Origin of the sequence: Candidatus Accumulibacter sp. ACC003 (assembly GCF_907163085.1) — a bacterium.
In the GTDB taxonomy this organism is placed as follows: Bacteria; Pseudomonadota; Gammaproteobacteria; order Burkholderiales; family Rhodocyclaceae; genus Accumulibacter.
In genome coordinates this window covers 205,645-220,149 of the sequence record NZ_CAJQTX010000011.1, presented here as the reverse complement: position 1 = coordinate 220,149, position 14,505 = coordinate 205,645, and the positions used below count along the sequence as shown (strand labels likewise).

Here is a 14,505-nt window from a genome sequence, read left to right as displayed (position 1 = left end):
GTTTTTTTTACACCCGGGCACTTCAGGGCTCATTCGAGAACGAGACAAAATCTCTATCAAGCTGATTTATAGATTTATATCTATTGCAAATCAGAAATGGCACGGAAGTTGCTTAAGGTCTATTGAAGAACTGTTTGTTCAGGAAAAGTGCGTAGCCGCGGCAGGAGCGTCCAGCATCTTTGGTCAAAACGTGACGTAATCGACAGTCAATTTGCGTCGCGAGAGCGAAGATAAGGGTCAGCCAGACAAGAACTGCGCGCCGCCTTGGCCACCCTAGCGAAGCGCTTGCTGATTGATCACCGCGGAACGAGCTTGTGGAAGCTGTCACACCTGCACCGCAGACGAAAACTTTTAGGAGCTGCACCGATGAAATCTACGGAACACCTTGACGACGCGAACAAGTCGGTCGATTTGTCATCTGCACCCGGTGCGACAGCCAACCCCGAAAGTGCTTTGATTTCGGACGCGAAGCGGCGGCGCCTGGTCCGCGGTGCAATGGCTCTCGCGCCATTGGTGCTGACTTTGCGGAGCGGCGCGGTAGCGGCGGCGGTATCGTGCACGGCTGCAAAAGCGATCGGGACGCTCGAGCAAGTTGTAACAACGGATGAAAACGGTCAAGCCATTACCCGATTCAAGATTAACGCTACAGAGGGCATTCCGAGCGGCCAGTCGGAAGTTTGCGCCACTGACGCGCAGCAATGCCCTGCCAATGGCGGAGAAGGGATAAAGATCAACGGCGGAGTTCAAAACGGCGTTGTCCTGGAACAGGGGGCGCCCGGCGGCGGCGTTGCCTATCGCTATTGCGATGGCGGCTTGTACAACAATAATCAGCCGGTTGCGATCCTCAGTGCTGCAAGCGCCACCTCCCTCTACGGTTAGACGTCTCGGCAAGCTTTTCTGGAATGCGATAGAATGCGCTCCAGAACTTTCCTGATGGCGGCGTGCACGGCGCGAGAGCCGAGCTGATGCTGGTGTCGCCGCTTGCTGATCGCTTGATCTGGCAAGAGTGGGATGATATCTACATTGTTTATCAGCCGGCAGCTGCCGCGACGCACGTTTTCAACGAGACCACCGTATTGATCTTGAAATGCCTGCAACAAGGTCCCCTGTCGATGGAAGTGCTCAGGCACCAAACCGAAGCTGCCCTTGGTGTTAGCCAGGATGAACTGGCCGCCAACGATTTCGAATTCGCTACGACGAGGCTGGAGGAACTGGGCCTGGTCGAGTTCGTGGACGACCCCAGCACCGCACAATGATCGTCGGTGACCTTAGTCGCCGGGAATTGGCTGATCGCTTGGCGGGAGAAGGTCTGGCACTCCAGTTCGGCCCTTTCAATCTCAGGATTCGCTCCAACCTCGGCTCCTTCGCGTCACTCGCCCATCAGCTGTACGAGCCCTACCCCCTGCCAGAGCCGGCAGCGATCAGCGACTTTCACGTCGACATCAGCGCACCGCGCGGGCTGCGCCGCTGGCTACGCCGGCAGGCGTGCTTTGGCATCGATGGACAATTGCCCTTCGCTCCCTATACCATCGAACATGCCTTTCCGGCGCTCGAATGGGGAATCAACTGGTGCGTTGCGACGCGCGCCCATCACTTGCTGCTGCTGCATTCAGCGGCGGTTGAGCGCAATGGCCGGGCGATCGTGTTTCCGGCCTCGCCGGGCGACGGCAAGTCGACGCTCTGTACCGCACTGATCCACTCCGGCTGGCGCCTGCTCTCCGACGAATTCGGAATTGTCCGGCCCGAAGATGGCATGCTGCTCCCCATACCGCGCCTGATCCCGCTGAAGAACCAGTCGATCGAGGTGATCCGGAAATTCAGGCCCGAGGCGATCATCGGGCCGTCCTTCCTGGAAACCCGCAAGGGCACGGTAGCGCATGTACGGCCACCGGTGGAAAGCATCAGGCGCGCGCAGGAGCCGGCGCGTCCGCGCTGGCTCGTTTTCCCGCGCTGGGTCGCCGGGGCGCCCTTCACCCTCGAAGCAATGCCGAAAAGCCAGGCTTTCCTGAGCGTGGCAACCAACGCGTTCAACTACGAGGTCCTCGACGAAATTGCCTTTCGGCTGGTTACCGAGATGGTCCGCTCCTGCGATGCGTATTCCCTGGTCTACTCGGATCTCGACGACGCGGTCAACGCGCTCGACAAACTTTCGCAGGCCAGCGATGGCTAAACCCGCCAGCGAAAACCGGCGAGCGCAGCGGCTTCTGTTCGAGGCGCTGCAGGCGCCCGAAAAACTGCCCGCCCTGCCACCTGCCGACTGGGAACTGCTGCTGCGCGTAGCCCGCCGCAACAGGCTACTCGGACGACTGCAGTCCGATCTCGAACAGGCGAATTTGCTCGGCCAGATCCCGCCCCGCGCCGCCGCCCATCTGCGGGCCTCCCACAACGTCATCGCGCATCGGCAGACGCTGATCTCCTGGGAAGTAAACCGTCTGCTGTGGGCGCTCAAGGGCATCGACGTGCCGCTGATCCTGCTCAAGGGCACCGGCTATCTGCTGGCCGGCTTGCCGCCGGCGCGCGGCCGGATCTTCGCCGACCTCGATCTGCTGGTGCCGGAAGATCGGCTCGGCGAAATCGAGGAAAGACTCGTCGAACGCGGCTGGTTCAAGACCGACATCGACCCGTACGACGACCGTTACTACCGCGTCTGGATGCACGAGATTCCGCCGCTCCGTCACCGCGAGCGGGGTACCGAAATCGACATTCATCATCGGCTGCTGCCGAAGACCAGCCACCTGAAATCGGACCCGGCACCACTATTCGCGGCGGCCCGACCACTCGCCGACCCGCGGCTACGCGTTCTTGCACCTGCCGACATGGTGCTGCACGCCCTGGTGCACCTGTTTCTCGAGGGCGATCCCGACGAGGGTCTGCGCCTGCGCGATCTGGTCGATGTCCACGATCTGCTTTGCCACCATGGCCAGGAGCCAGGATTCTGGGCGGGCCTGGCGCTACGGGCACGCGAGCTTGGTTTTCAGCGACCCTTATTCTACGGCCTGCATCATGCGCAACGACTTTTCGGCACGCCGATTCCCCCGGAGGTACTACGCGGGCTGGCCGACGCGGCGCCGGCCTGGCCGATCCGCGGGCTGATGGATCGCCTGATTCACCTGGCGCTGCTGCCTGAACACCCGGATTATCCCTCGCGCCTGGCGGCCCTCGCCCGCTGGCTGATCTATGTGCGCGCCCACTGGTTGCGGATGCCACCCGGCCTGCTGGCCCGACACCTGTCGCGCAAGGCGTGGTTGCGCTTTCGCGGCTTCCGCAAGCGGATCGATCTGGCGCAACTGGACCTTAAGCAGCAATAGCCGGCAAGACCGCGCCAGCGGCGGCAAACGCGAACAAATTCCGGACAAAGCGATATACTGTAAATAACAACAGTATTTCACGATGTCCGATACCCTGCCGCTCTACGCCGAACTGCACTGCTGCTCCAACTTTTCCTTCCTGCGCGGTGCCTCGCATCCCGAAGAACTGGTCGAGCACGCGCAGGCGCTCGGCTACAGCGCGCTGGCGATCACCGACGAAGCGTCGCTGGCCGGTATCGTGCGCGCGCATCGAGCGGCCAGCGCGCGTGGCCTGCCACTCATCATCGGCGCCGAATTTCGTCTCGCCAATGAATCGGGGGCCAGCCTCAGGCTGATCCTGCTGGCGCAGAACCGTGCCGGCTACGGCAATCTGTCGGCACTGATCACGCTGGCCCGTAGACGCGCGCGCAAGGGCGACTACCGCCTGTCCCGCGGCGACCTCGAGAGTCCCGGCAATTTCGCTGGCAGCAGCGGCGCCGTTCCCGATTGCCTGGCCTTGTGGATCCCGAGCGCTGACAGCAGCGCGACAGACGGGTGCTGGCTGGCAACGCGCTTTCCGGCGCGCTCGTGGTTGGCCGTCGAACTGCATGCCGGCGGCGACGACGCGTCGCGACTGGCGAGGCTGCTGGAACTGGCCAAAGCGAGCGGCCTGCCGGCAGTCGCCGCCGGCGACGTGCACATGCACCAACGCGCCCGCCGGCCACTGCAGGACACGCTAACGGCAATTCGCCTGAAGTGCACGGTCTTTGCCGCTGGCCGCGCGCTCTTTGCCAACGGCGAGCGCCACCTGCGCAGCCGCCTGCGGCTGGCACGGCTCTATCCACCCGCGCTGCTGGCAGAAACGTTGGCCATCGCCGGCCGCTGCAATTTCTCGCTCGCCGAACTGCGCTACGAATACCCCGACGAAGTGGTGCCAAACGGCCAGACGGCGTCGGACTTCCTGCGTGGCGAAGTGGAAAAAGGGCTGTGCCGACGCTATCCCGGCACGCTGCCGCCCGGCGTCCGCGAGCGTGTCGACCACGAACTGGCGCTGATCGGCGAACTCGCTTACGAGCCCTACTTCCTGACCGTCTACGACATCGTCAATTTTGCGCGCAGCCGCAACATCCTTTGCCAGGGACGCGGCTCGGCGGCCAATTCGGCGGTGTGTTACTGCCTCGGCATCACCGAAGTCGATCCGGCGCGCTCGACGCTTCTTTTCGAACGCTTCATCTCGCGTGAGCGCGGCGAGCCACCGGATATCGACGTCGATTTCGAACACCAGCGACGCGAGGAGGTGATCCAGTACCTCTACGCCAGGTACGGACGTGACCGCGCCGCGCTGACGGCCGCGGTGATCACCTACCGAACGCGTGGCGCGCTGCGTGACGTCGGCCGCGCGCTCGGCTTCGGCAACGCCCAGATCGACGCCCTGACCGCTTCGCTGGCCTGGTGGGACCAGCGCGATCAACTACCCGATCGCCTGCGCGCGGTCGGCCTCGATCCGGCGGCGCCGCGCGTTGCCAAATGGCTGGCGCTGGCCGACGCACTGCGCGGTTTCCCGCGCCACCTCTCACAACACGTTGGCGGCTTCGTCATCTCGCGCGGCGCACTGGCACGGCTGGTGCCGATAGAAAACGCCGCGATGCCCGAGCGGACGGTGATCCAGTGGGACAAGGACGACCTCGACGCCCTCGGGCTACTGAAGGTCGACATCCTGGCGCTGGGCATGCTCTCGGCGATCCACCGGGCGCTCGATCTGGTCGGTATCGGCTTGCCGGACGTCCCGCCCGAAGACCCGGCGGTCTACGACATGCTCTGTGCTGCCGATACCGTCGGCGTCTTTCAGATCGAATCGCGGGCGCAGATGGCGATGCTGCCGCGCCTCAGACCACGCAATTTCTACGACCTGGTGATCGAAGTAGCGCTGGTCAGGCCGGGGCCGATCCAGGGCGACATGGTCCATCCCTACCTGCGTCGCCGGCACGGCCAGGAAGCCATCGAGCCGATGCGCCCGGAGATCGCCGCCGTTCTCGGCCGGACCTGCGGCGTGCCGATCTTCCAGGAGCAGGTGATGCAGCTGGCGGTGGTCGCCGGCGGCTTCACGGCCGGCGAGGCCGATCAACTGCGCCGCGCCATGGCCGCCTGGCGACGCAAGGGCGGGCTCGAGCCTTTCGAAGAAAAACTGCTCAGCGGCATGCGCCAGCGCGGCCACGACGAAGCGTTTGCGCAGCGCATCTTTGCCCAGATTCGGGGTTTCGGCGAATATGGTTTCCCTGAATCACACGCCGCCTCGTTCGCCCTGCTGGTCTACGTCTCGGCGTGGCTCAAGCGTCACCATCCGGCGGCTTTCCTGTGTGCCCTGCTGAACAGCCAGCCGCTCGGCTTCTACTCGCCTTCGCAGCTGCTGCAGGACGCGCGCCGACACGGCGTGCAGGTTCTGCCAGTGACCGTGAGCGACAGCGGCTGGGACGCGCAGCTCGAATCGTCCGGGCCGGCGGTGAGCGCCAGCCGCGTCGCCGTCCGCCTGGGTCTGGCCAGTATCAGCGGACTGTCGCAGGCGGTCGCCACACGTCTGCTCGCCGCCCGCCAGCAACGCCCCCTGGCTAGCGTCGCCGACCTCGCAGCGCGAGCGCAACTGGCATCCAGCGAGCTCGCCATGCTCGCCGCTGCCGGCGCCCTGGCCAAGCTTGCCGGTCATCGCCGGCAAGCCGCCTGGGCAGCGGCCGGCGCCACCCGGCAACTCGACCTGCTCGACGGCGCGCTGGCAGCGGAGGTCGCGCTCGAACTCGCGCCACCGTCAGAAGCCGAGGAACTGATCGCCGATTACGCCAGTACCGGTCTGACGCTCGGTCGCCATCCGCTGACCCTGTTGCGCGTGCACCTGGCCGCGCAACGCTACGTTACCGCCAACGAGCTCCAGCACGCCGCCGATCGCCAGCTGTTGCGCGTGGCCGGGATTGTCAGCTGCCGGCAGCGGCCGGGCACCGCCAGCGGGATTGTATTTGTCACTCTGGAAGACGAAACCGGACTGGCCAACATCGTCGTACACTCACGGCTGGTCGAGCAGCAAGGCCGCGAGTTGCTGGCAGCACGCCTGCTCGGCGTCCTCGGGCAGGTGCAGCGCGAAGGCCAGGTCGTCCATTTGGTCGCCAAGCGCCTGGTCGACCTGTCGTCGCTGCTCGGTCGCCTGCCTACCAGCAGTCGAAATTTCCGTTGATTGGCCGCAGGCCAGCGCCTGGATGCCCGTCAAGCGTCGCTGGCAGCGACCTCGGCGTAAAGATCGTGCTCGTCGGCGTCGACCACCCGCACCCGCAGAAAATCGCCGGGCGCGGCGTCGAAATAGTCATTGATGAACACCAGCCCGTCGATTTCCGGCGCGTCGGCTGACGAACGCGCGATCGCCCCTTCGTCGTCGACCTCGTCGACCAGGACCTCGATTTCTCGCCCGATCTTGGCCGCCAGCAGCTCGGCCGAGATGTCTTCCTGCACTTCCATCAAACGCCGCCGCCGTTCCTCGCGAAGCTCCGCTGGCACCGCATCGGGCAAGGCATTGGCCGTCGCACCGTCCACCGCCGAGTAGGCAAAGCAGCCCAGCCGGTCCAGCCGAGCTTCCCGGATGAACGCCAGCAATTCCTCGAATTCGGCATCGGTTTCGCCGGGGAAACCGGTAATAAAGGTGCTACGCACCGTGATTTCCGGGCAGATCGCGCGCCATGCCCTGAGACGCTCGAGATTGTTTTCGGCGCTGGCCGGACGCTTCATCGCTTTCAGAACACGCGCACTGGCGTGCTGGAAAGGGACGTCGAGGTAGGGCAGGATACGGCCTTCGGCCATCAGCGGCAGCAGCGTGTCTACGCTCGGATACGGGTAAACGTAGTGCAGACGCACCCAGATTCCCAAATCCCCCAGCGCCTCGCAGAGTTCAAGCAGCCTGGTCCGCAGCGGACGGCCACCGACAAAACCGGTCCGGTACTTGACGTCGACGCCGTACGCGCTGGTGTCCTGCGAGATGACCAACAGTTCGCGCACACCGGCGTCGGCGAGACTCTTCGCTTCCTGCAACACGTCGCCGATCGGTCGGCTGACCAGTGGGCCACGCAGCGAAGGGATGATGCAGAAGGTGCAGCTGTGATTGCAGCCCTCGGAAATCTTGAGGTAGGCAAAATGCTGCGGCGTCAGTTTGACGCCGTGTGGCGGCACCAGGCTGGTAAACGGGTCGTGTGGCTGCGGCAGGTGGGCATGCACGTGCTGCAGCACCTCGTCGGCCGCATGCGGGCCGGTCACCGCCAGCACCTGCGGATGCGCCTTGCGGATCACGTCTTCCCGGGCCCCCAGGCAACCGGTGACGATCACCTTGCCGTTCTCGGTCAGCGCCTCACCGATGGCGTCCAGCGACTCCTCAACCGCCGCGTCGATAAAGCCACAGGTATTGACGACGACCAGATCGGCACCTTCATACGAAGGTGAAATCAGATAGCCCTCGGCGCGCAGCTTGGTCAGAATCTGTTCGGAGTCGACCAGCGCCTTCGGGCAACCCAGCGAAACAAAACCAACTTTTTTCGGCTTGGACATGGCGTACCACTTGTCTTGAATAGCCCGCCAGTATACCGCCAGCGGTCGGCCACCGAGCCGCCGTATTGATCAAGCGTGATCAAGCACGGCTTATGGCGCGCGCCCGATCAGCACCAGGAATCATTCGCGCGCGGGCAAGGAACGGGCAGCCAACACCAGCAGCAGAAAAAAACAGCCAATGACGACGCCGCCAATACCGGCCTGCAGGAGCGTCGCCAGTTGCAGCGTGCCAAGGTAGAAATTCCCGAGAAGACGCATCACCGCGGCGACGAGGCACAGGCCCAGGCCAACAATTCCGGCAGCGCGCCCGAGTAATAGAAGAAGACCGTCCATGGATACCCCCTTATGCGTGTAAACCAACTTTCCTTGCTCTACCGTCTCGGCAACAGCCGACACAGTCCTGGCGACAGCGACCGCGTCGAACGCAACACGTAGCGAACGCTTTCCGCCGGGATTGTAAGCGAGAGCGCTCCGGAGTCAAACCCTGGCCCGACTCGCAAGCGCGCTGGCACACGGCACGACCACGAACGACCGGCAAGCGCTGCTCGAGCATCGGCCAAACGCCGGCGCAGGTTTGTTGCCGCCCGACGCGGCGATCGCCGCAGTCAGTAGCGCCGTGGACACTCCCGAACCGCCGCCAGTGGGCGCTGTGCCAGGCTATCGCAGAATTCGAGATTTGCTCGACAGGTTACGAATGCTTCTCAATGTGCTATATAACGGTGCGTCATTACTTGCGTTGCGACAAGCACCGCGCCGCTTCGCCAGCAGCTGCGACGGTCAAGGCGGAGTGCCGGATGGCCGGCCCGCCATGAGCCCGCTGGGCACAACTCCGGCAGTCGGCAAGCGCCGTCTGGCGACCAAGGCCGAACGGAAGCGAAAATCATACGAAACTGAAGGAGGCCCGTCGATGAGCGAAAATCAAGCGCCAGGCAGCGAAAGCCCTGCCAGCCGCTTCCCGGTCATCCGCCGCGTGAAAGCTGGCGCCGTCGTCGGCTGGATGCGTGGCGGCTGGCATGACCTCTGCAAGAGCGGCCTGCCCAGCCTCTTCTACGGCTGCTGCTTCGCGACCGCCGGTTGGTTGATGCAGGTCGTTTTTGCCGAAGCCTACGCGCTCTTCGCAGGCTTGACCACCGGCTTCCTGCTGGTCGGCCCGTTCCTGACGCTGGGGCTCTACGATCTCAGTCGGCGGATCGAATTCGGCATGCCGCCACGACTGTTGCCGACGCTCGCCGCCTGGCGCCCGAACCTGCCGAACGTCGGTCTCTTTGCCGCCCTGCTGGCGATCGTCCTGCTGGTCTGGGCGCGCGCATCGATCATTGTTTTTGCGCTCTTCTTTATGGGCGGATTACCGACCTTCGGTAACGTCGTCCATGCCGTTCTGACTTTCGAGCAGCTCGACTTCGCGCTGGTCTACTTTGCCGTCGGTGGTTTTTTCGCAACTTTCGTTTTCGCCATCAGTGTCATCGCCGTACCACTCATGTTCGACCGCAAGACCGACGCAGTCACCGCGGCCATCGCCAGCCTCGTCGCCTGCAGCCGCAACCCGGTCCCCCTGTTGCTTTGGGGAGCGTGCATCGGGATCCTTGGCGTCATCGGCTTTGCGACCTTCTTTATCGGCCTGATCGTCACCATGCCGCTGGTCGGGCACTCAACGTGGTACGCCTATCGGGACATCGTCGCACCAGAAGACGACGACCCGAGCGCAACGGCCACGCCTTGAGTCGTGCCAGCCTACTCCGGCAAGCCGTTCAGGAAGTAGACGCTCTGCAGCGTCGGTCCGGGCTTGGCAAGGACGCCAAACCAGCGCTCATGGATGGCGTAAATCTCGCCACTGCGACTGAGACGCGCCAATTCCCGATTGACCACCAGGCGGAAGTCGGCGTCGTCGCGACGCAGCATCAATGCGTAAGGTTCATACGAAAATATTTCGTTGCCGAGCGCCCAGGAATCCTGGTTCCCCGAGTCGAGAGCCAGACCGATCAGCAAGGCTCGATCCGACGCGTAAGCAACGACATTGCCCTTGATCATCGCGTTGATCCCCTGCTGATGGTCACTGACCTTGACCAGCTCAGCGCCGACCCGGTTCTCGCGCAGAGCTTCGGCCAGCGTCCGTTCGGTCGTCGTGCCCGCGGCGACGGCAATTCTCTTGCCGGCCAGATCCTTCAGGCTCTTGATGCCGGCCGCCCAGGGCGACAGGTAGCTGCCGCCGTCGACGAAGATCGGCAGGCTGAAATCGACCTCTTCCATGCGCGAAAGCGAACTCGTCGTCGAGCCGCATTCGAGGTCGATCGCACCCGACTTCACTTTGTCGATACGCGTCTCCGGCGTCACCGGGACCCATTGCAACTGCAGCTCGTCAAGTCCAAGCTGCTTGACGAGCGCCGCCGCCACGTGCGTACACAAGTCGACCGAATAGCCCCAGGGCTGCCGGTCCTGACCGGTGTACGAGAACGGAATCGACGCCTCACGATAGCCAAGCGCAATCGTCCCCGACGCCTTGATCTTGTCGAGTGTGCCAGCCGCCTGCGATGGCGCGCTCAGGCAGACCACCAGTGCTGTCCCGACAAATGGAATCCAGCGATGCTGCACCATGACCTTCCTCCGCAACAATTCTTATTCAGACGGGATGATTGTGGCACAGCGGCAACGATTTGAGAATCACGTCTCCAGGCACTTCCTTGACCTGGCAGCGGCCACGCCGCAGCTGCCGGCAGCCATCGCGCCGTCGCCGAGAGACGCGCGCGCTACCTCACAACGCCAGCGGAGCCTGTTGAAATGAGCCGACTGATGAGTCCCCTGCTGCTCCTGACGCTGATCACCTGCACGCCATCGGCGTCGGCGCGTCCCGATGAAACGTCCTACCGTGGTCTGTGCGATGCCTCTGCGGCGGTGGCCCTCGGCTCGGAGCACTTCGTCGTCGCCGACGACGAAGTGAATGTGTTGACCATTTACCGGCTTGGCAAGCCAGACCCAACGGCCCGTATCGATCTCACCGACTACCTCGGCAATCGCCAGGCAAGTGGCAAGGCCAGAGAAGCGGATCTCGAGGGTAGCGCGCGCATCGGCCAGCGGATCTACTGGATTTCCTCGCATGGCCGGACCAGCAAGGGCAAGACCGCCGAGCCTCGGCAGCGCTTCTTTGCCACCGACATCATCGACAATACCAGCCCGCCAAGGCTACGGACGACGGGCACGGCGTCCTACTCGATCCTTCTCGAAAAGCTGATCGCCGACCGCCGCTTCGAGCTTCTGGCGCGCGCCAGCGAGCTCGCCATCTCGCCCAAAGCAGCCGGCGGCGTGAACATCGAAGGTCTGGCGGCGACAGCTGACGGAGCGCTGCTGATCGGCTTCCGCAACCCGCTTCGCGAAGGGCGGGCGCTGTTGGTTCCCTTGACGAATCCGGCGGCGGTGATCGACCACGGCGCGTCACCCCTTTTCGGCGATGCGATCTGGCTCGATCTCGGCGGACGCGGCATCCGCAGCATCGCAAGCGTCGCGGCGGGCTTCCTGATCGTCGCCGGGCCCTTCGGCAAAGACCAGCCCAGTGGCAAAGGCTTTGCGCTCTACAGTTGGTCCGGCGAGGCGACGGCAGCTCCGAAGCGGCTCAAGGACGTCGATTTCGGATCCTGGCACCCGGAGGCACTGTTTGCCATCACCGGCCGGATCTATGTGCTCAGTGACGACGGCAACCAGAAAACGAACGGCGTGCCTTGCAAGGAGCTGCCGGCGAGCCGGCGGTCGTTCCGCGGCCGCGCGCTGGAGTCGCTGGAGTAGCTGGAGTAGCCGACGGCTCGTCGGCGAGCGGGCGGGTAGCCGTCCGGATTGCCTTTCGGCTGGCCGAGCCCTGGCACCTCGCTGCAAAAGACACGCGCTCGCTGGCGGCCAGCCAGGCGGCACGCCAGCGAGCCGTCGCGGCTACCCTAGCGCCAGGCGGCCAGGAACTCCCGCCAGTGCGGCTTGCCGATTTTCTCGAGTTCGCCGCGAACAAAGGTCATCTCGGCGTCGTACTCGGCGCGCGACAGCTCGCCACGCAGCAGGCGGAAGCGCACTGACACCAGGTAGGTGTTCAGAGCATCGGTCTCGCAGTAGTCGCGAACATCGGCAGTTCCACCCGCCTGCCACGCCTGCCACACCTTGCCGCCATCCATGCCCAGCTTGCCGGGAAAACCGATCAGTTTGGCAAGCTCGTCCAAACGCACACTGGCGCGCGGCTGATACATCGCCAGGAGGTCCATCAGATCCAGGTGGCGCGTGTGATAGCGGCTGATGTAGTTGTTCCATTTGAAGTCGCGGCTGTCGCCGTAGTTGCCGTCACCGAGGTCCCAGTAGCGCGCCGCGACGACGCCGTGAATCAGCCCGCGATAATGCAACACCGGCAGGTCGAAGCCGCCACCGTTCCACGAGACGATCTGCGGCGTAAACTTCTCGATGCCGTCGAAGAAACGCTGAATGATCTCGCCTTCGCTCTGTTCAGGCTCGGCCAGCGACCACACCCGGAAATCGCTGCCGACGCGCAGGGCGCAGGAAATGACGGCTATGCGCTGCAGATGATGCGGCAGGAAATCGTTACCGTGGGCCGCCCGCCGGTGCTGAAATGCCAGTTCGGCAACTTCGTCGTCGGATAGCGCCGGGTCGAGGTCGTGCAGCCGACGCAAGCCAGCGACGTCCGGAATCGTTTCGATGTCGAAAGCGAGAACCGGCTTCATCGGCTTCTCAAGCGCTCCGCAAACGCTTCTCCAGATTTTCTCAAGCCGGAAAGACGCCGGTCGACAGGTAACGGTCACCACGATCACAAACGATGGTGACAATCGTCGCGTTGTCGAGTTCGCCGGCCAGCCGCAAGGCGACGGCCAGCGCGCCACCGGACGAAATGCCGGCAAAGATGCCCTCGTCTCTGGCCAGGCGGCGAGTCATTTCTTCAGCCTCACCCTGCGAGACGGATTCGATACGGTCGACCCGCGTGCTCTCGAAGATCTTCGGCAGGTAGGCTTCCGGCCATTTGCGGATGCCCGGGATCTGCGAGCCATCTTCGGGTTGGCAGCCGACGATGCAGACGCCAGCGTTCTGCTCCTTGAGGTAGCGCGAGACGCCCATGATCGTGCCGGTAGTGCCCATGCTGCTGACGAAATGCGTGATTCGCCCGTTGGTCTGACGCCACAACTCGGGCCCCGTCCCTTCGTAGTGCGCCAGGGGGTTGTCGGGATTGGCGAACTGATCGAGGATGATGCCACGGCCATCGCGACGCAGGCCCTCGGCGACGTCGCGTGCCGACTCCATGCCGCCGTCGCGAGGCGTCAGTACCAGCTCGGCACCAAAAGCCCGCATCGTCTGCCGCCGTTCGACGCTCTGGTTCTCCGGCATCACCAGGATCATCCGGTAGCCGCGCAGTGCCGCGGCCATCGCCAGAGCAATGCCGGTATTGCCCGACGTCGCCTCGATCAGGGTGTCGCCGGGCTTGATGTCGCCACGCTGTTCGGCACGCGAGATCATCGACAGCGCCGGCCTGTCCTTCACCGAACCGGCCGGATTGTTGCCTTCAAGCTTGGCCAGAACGAGATTGCCGCGCGCCTCGCAGGCGGCGCCTGGCAAGCGTTTGAGGCGCACCAACGGCGTCTCGCCGACGTAATCCTCGAGTGTCTTATCCACCGGCACTCAACCACTTGACATACTGCGGAACACCATCTTCGACGCCGGCGAAGCGCTGCTCGTAGCCCGCCTGGCGCAACTTCGCCAGGTTGGCCTGCGTGAAGCTCTGGTATTTTCCCCTGAGCGCCGGCGGGAACGGGATGTACTCGATCAGACCCTGCCGCACCAATTCGGCGAGCGCCAGTGGCGGCTCCCCTGACAGCGCCCGGCAGGCATTGACGTTGGCCACCGCCAGCTCGTTGAAGCTTTGCGCGCGCCCGCTGCCAACGTTGAAGATTCCCGAGGTCTGTGGCTGATCGAGAAAATGGAGGTTGACCCTCACCACGTCGTCGACATAAACGAAGTCGCGCTGCTGCTGACCATCGGCGTAGCCGTCGCAGCCGGCAAAGAGCTTGACCTTGCCGTCGCTGCGAAACTGCTGGTAGTGGTGAAAGGCGACCGAAGCCATGCGCTCCTTGTGCGACTCGCGTGGACCGTACACATTGAAATAGCGGAAACCGACGACCTGCGAATTGGCGCCACCAGCCGCCGCCAGGCGCTGGCGGACGATCTGATCGAAGAGAAACTTGGAATAGCCGTAAACGTTCAGCGGCGCCTCGTACTGCCGCTCTTCGCTGAACGTCGCGCCACCGCCGTAGGTCGCCGCACTCGACGCGTAGAGGAAGGGCACTTCCTGGTCGAGACACCAGTCGAGCAGCGCCAGCGAATAACGATAGTTGTTTTCCATCATATAGCGGCCGTCCATCTCCATGGTATCCGAGCACGCCCCCTGATGGAGAATGGCGTTGACGTCGCCATCGAAATCGCCGGCCAGCAAGCGTTCGAGGAATTCCTGCTTGTCGATGTAATCGGCGATATCGCAATCGACAAGGTTCCGGAACTTGTCCGCCTTGCGCAGGTTATCGACGGCGATGATCCGCCGCAGCCCGCGTTCGTTCAGCGCTTTGATGAGGTTGGCGCCGATGAAGCCGGCGGCACCCGTTACGATGGTATACAT

Annotated in this window: 13 protein-coding genes; 7 read left to right on the top strand and 6 right to left on the bottom strand. The window is 63.7% G+C overall.

The genetic code is table 11. The annotated features are described in order from the left end of the window. Positions 1-366 precede the first annotated feature (366 nt). From QZ656_RS22900 to QZ656_RS22880, 5 genes are all read left to right on the top strand, one after another. Entirely contained in the window at positions 367-879 is a 513-nt protein-coding gene (locus tag QZ656_RS22900) for a hypothetical protein (protein WP_291995556.1), read from the top strand. A gap of 86 nt (positions 880-965) precedes the next feature. Beyond that, positions 966-1,256 carry an HPr-rel-A system PqqD family peptide chaperone gene (locus tag QZ656_RS22895; RefSeq protein WP_291995555.1) on the top strand — a complete coding sequence of 97 codons (291 nt, stop codon included), beginning with the start codon at positions 966-968 and terminating at the stop codon, positions 1,254-1,256. 26 nt (positions 1,257-1,282) lie between these two features. Further along, positions 1,283-2,170: an HprK-related kinase A gene (locus QZ656_RS22890; RefSeq protein ID WP_291995554.1), complete on the top strand. Its 888-nt coding sequence runs from the start codon at positions 1,283-1,285 to the stop codon at positions 2,168-2,170. Next, the gene (locus QZ656_RS22885) at positions 2,163-3,308 is read left to right on the top strand and encodes a nucleotidyltransferase family protein (RefSeq protein ID WP_291995553.1); all 1,146 of its coding nucleotides are present in this window, start codon (positions 2,163-2,165) and stop codon (positions 3,306-3,308) included. The genes QZ656_RS22890 and QZ656_RS22885 overlap by 8 nt, the downstream gene beginning before the upstream one ends. An 82-nt stretch (positions 3,309-3,390) precedes the next feature. Next, on the top strand, positions 3,391-6,507 hold the full coding sequence (locus tag QZ656_RS22880; protein WP_291995552.1) for an error-prone DNA polymerase: 3,117 nt from the start codon (positions 3,391-3,393) through the stop codon (positions 6,505-6,507). A gap of 29 nt (positions 6,508-6,536) precedes the next feature. Here the strand turns inward: QZ656_RS22880 and rimO are convergent, their stop codons facing one another. Together rimO and QZ656_RS22870 are read right to left on the bottom strand one after the other, a co-directional pair. After that, on the bottom strand, positions 6,537-7,862 hold the full coding sequence (gene rimO, locus QZ656_RS22875; protein ID WP_291995551.1) for a 30S ribosomal protein S12 methylthiotransferase RimO: 1,326 nt from the start codon (positions 7,860-7,862) through the stop codon (positions 6,537-6,539). Between the two features lie 120 nt (positions 7,863-7,982). Then, entirely contained in the window at positions 7,983-8,195 is a 213-nt protein-coding gene (locus QZ656_RS22870) for a hypothetical protein (RefSeq protein WP_291995550.1), read from the bottom strand. A 574-nt stretch (positions 8,196-8,769) separates the two neighbouring features. Between QZ656_RS22870 and QZ656_RS22865 the strand changes: the two genes are divergently transcribed. Next, the gene (locus QZ656_RS22865; protein ID WP_291995549.1) at positions 8,770-9,582 is read left to right on the top strand and encodes a DUF2189 domain-containing protein; all 813 of its coding nucleotides are present in this window, start codon (positions 8,770-8,772) and stop codon (positions 9,580-9,582) included. A gap of 11 nt (positions 9,583-9,593) precedes the next feature. Here the strand turns inward: QZ656_RS22865 and QZ656_RS22860 are convergent, their stop codons facing one another. Next, entirely contained in the window at positions 9,594-10,454 is an 861-nt protein-coding gene (locus QZ656_RS22860; RefSeq protein WP_291995548.1) for an amino acid ABC transporter substrate-binding protein, read from the bottom strand. Between the two features lie 183 nt (positions 10,455-10,637). On the opposite strand from QZ656_RS22860, the gene QZ656_RS22855 reads away from it, so the two are divergent. Beyond that, entirely contained in the window at positions 10,638-11,636 is a 999-nt protein-coding gene (locus QZ656_RS22855; protein WP_291995547.1) for a DUF3616 domain-containing protein, read from the top strand. Between the two features lie 146 nt (positions 11,637-11,782). On the opposite strand, the gene QZ656_RS22850 is transcribed toward QZ656_RS22855, so the two are convergent. Genes QZ656_RS22850 through rfaD form a run of 3 tightly spaced genes read right to left on the bottom strand, consistent with a single transcriptional unit; the run spans position 11,783 to position 14,505 of the window. Further along, positions 11,783-12,568 (bottom strand): 3'-5' exonuclease, encoded by a 786-nt coding sequence (locus QZ656_RS22850; RefSeq protein WP_291995546.1) that lies wholly within the window; start codon positions 12,566-12,568, stop codon positions 11,783-11,785. Between the two features lie 40 nt (positions 12,569-12,608). Then, a complete protein-coding gene (gene cysM / locus QZ656_RS22845; protein ID WP_291995545.1) occupies positions 12,609-13,508 on the bottom strand; it encodes a cysteine synthase CysM in 900 nt (299 codons plus the stop codon). Then, entirely contained in the window at positions 13,501-14,505 is a 1,005-nt protein-coding gene (rfaD, locus tag QZ656_RS22840; protein WP_291995544.1) for an ADP-glyceromanno-heptose 6-epimerase, read from the bottom strand. Before rfaD ends, cysM begins: the two co-directional genes overlap by 8 nt.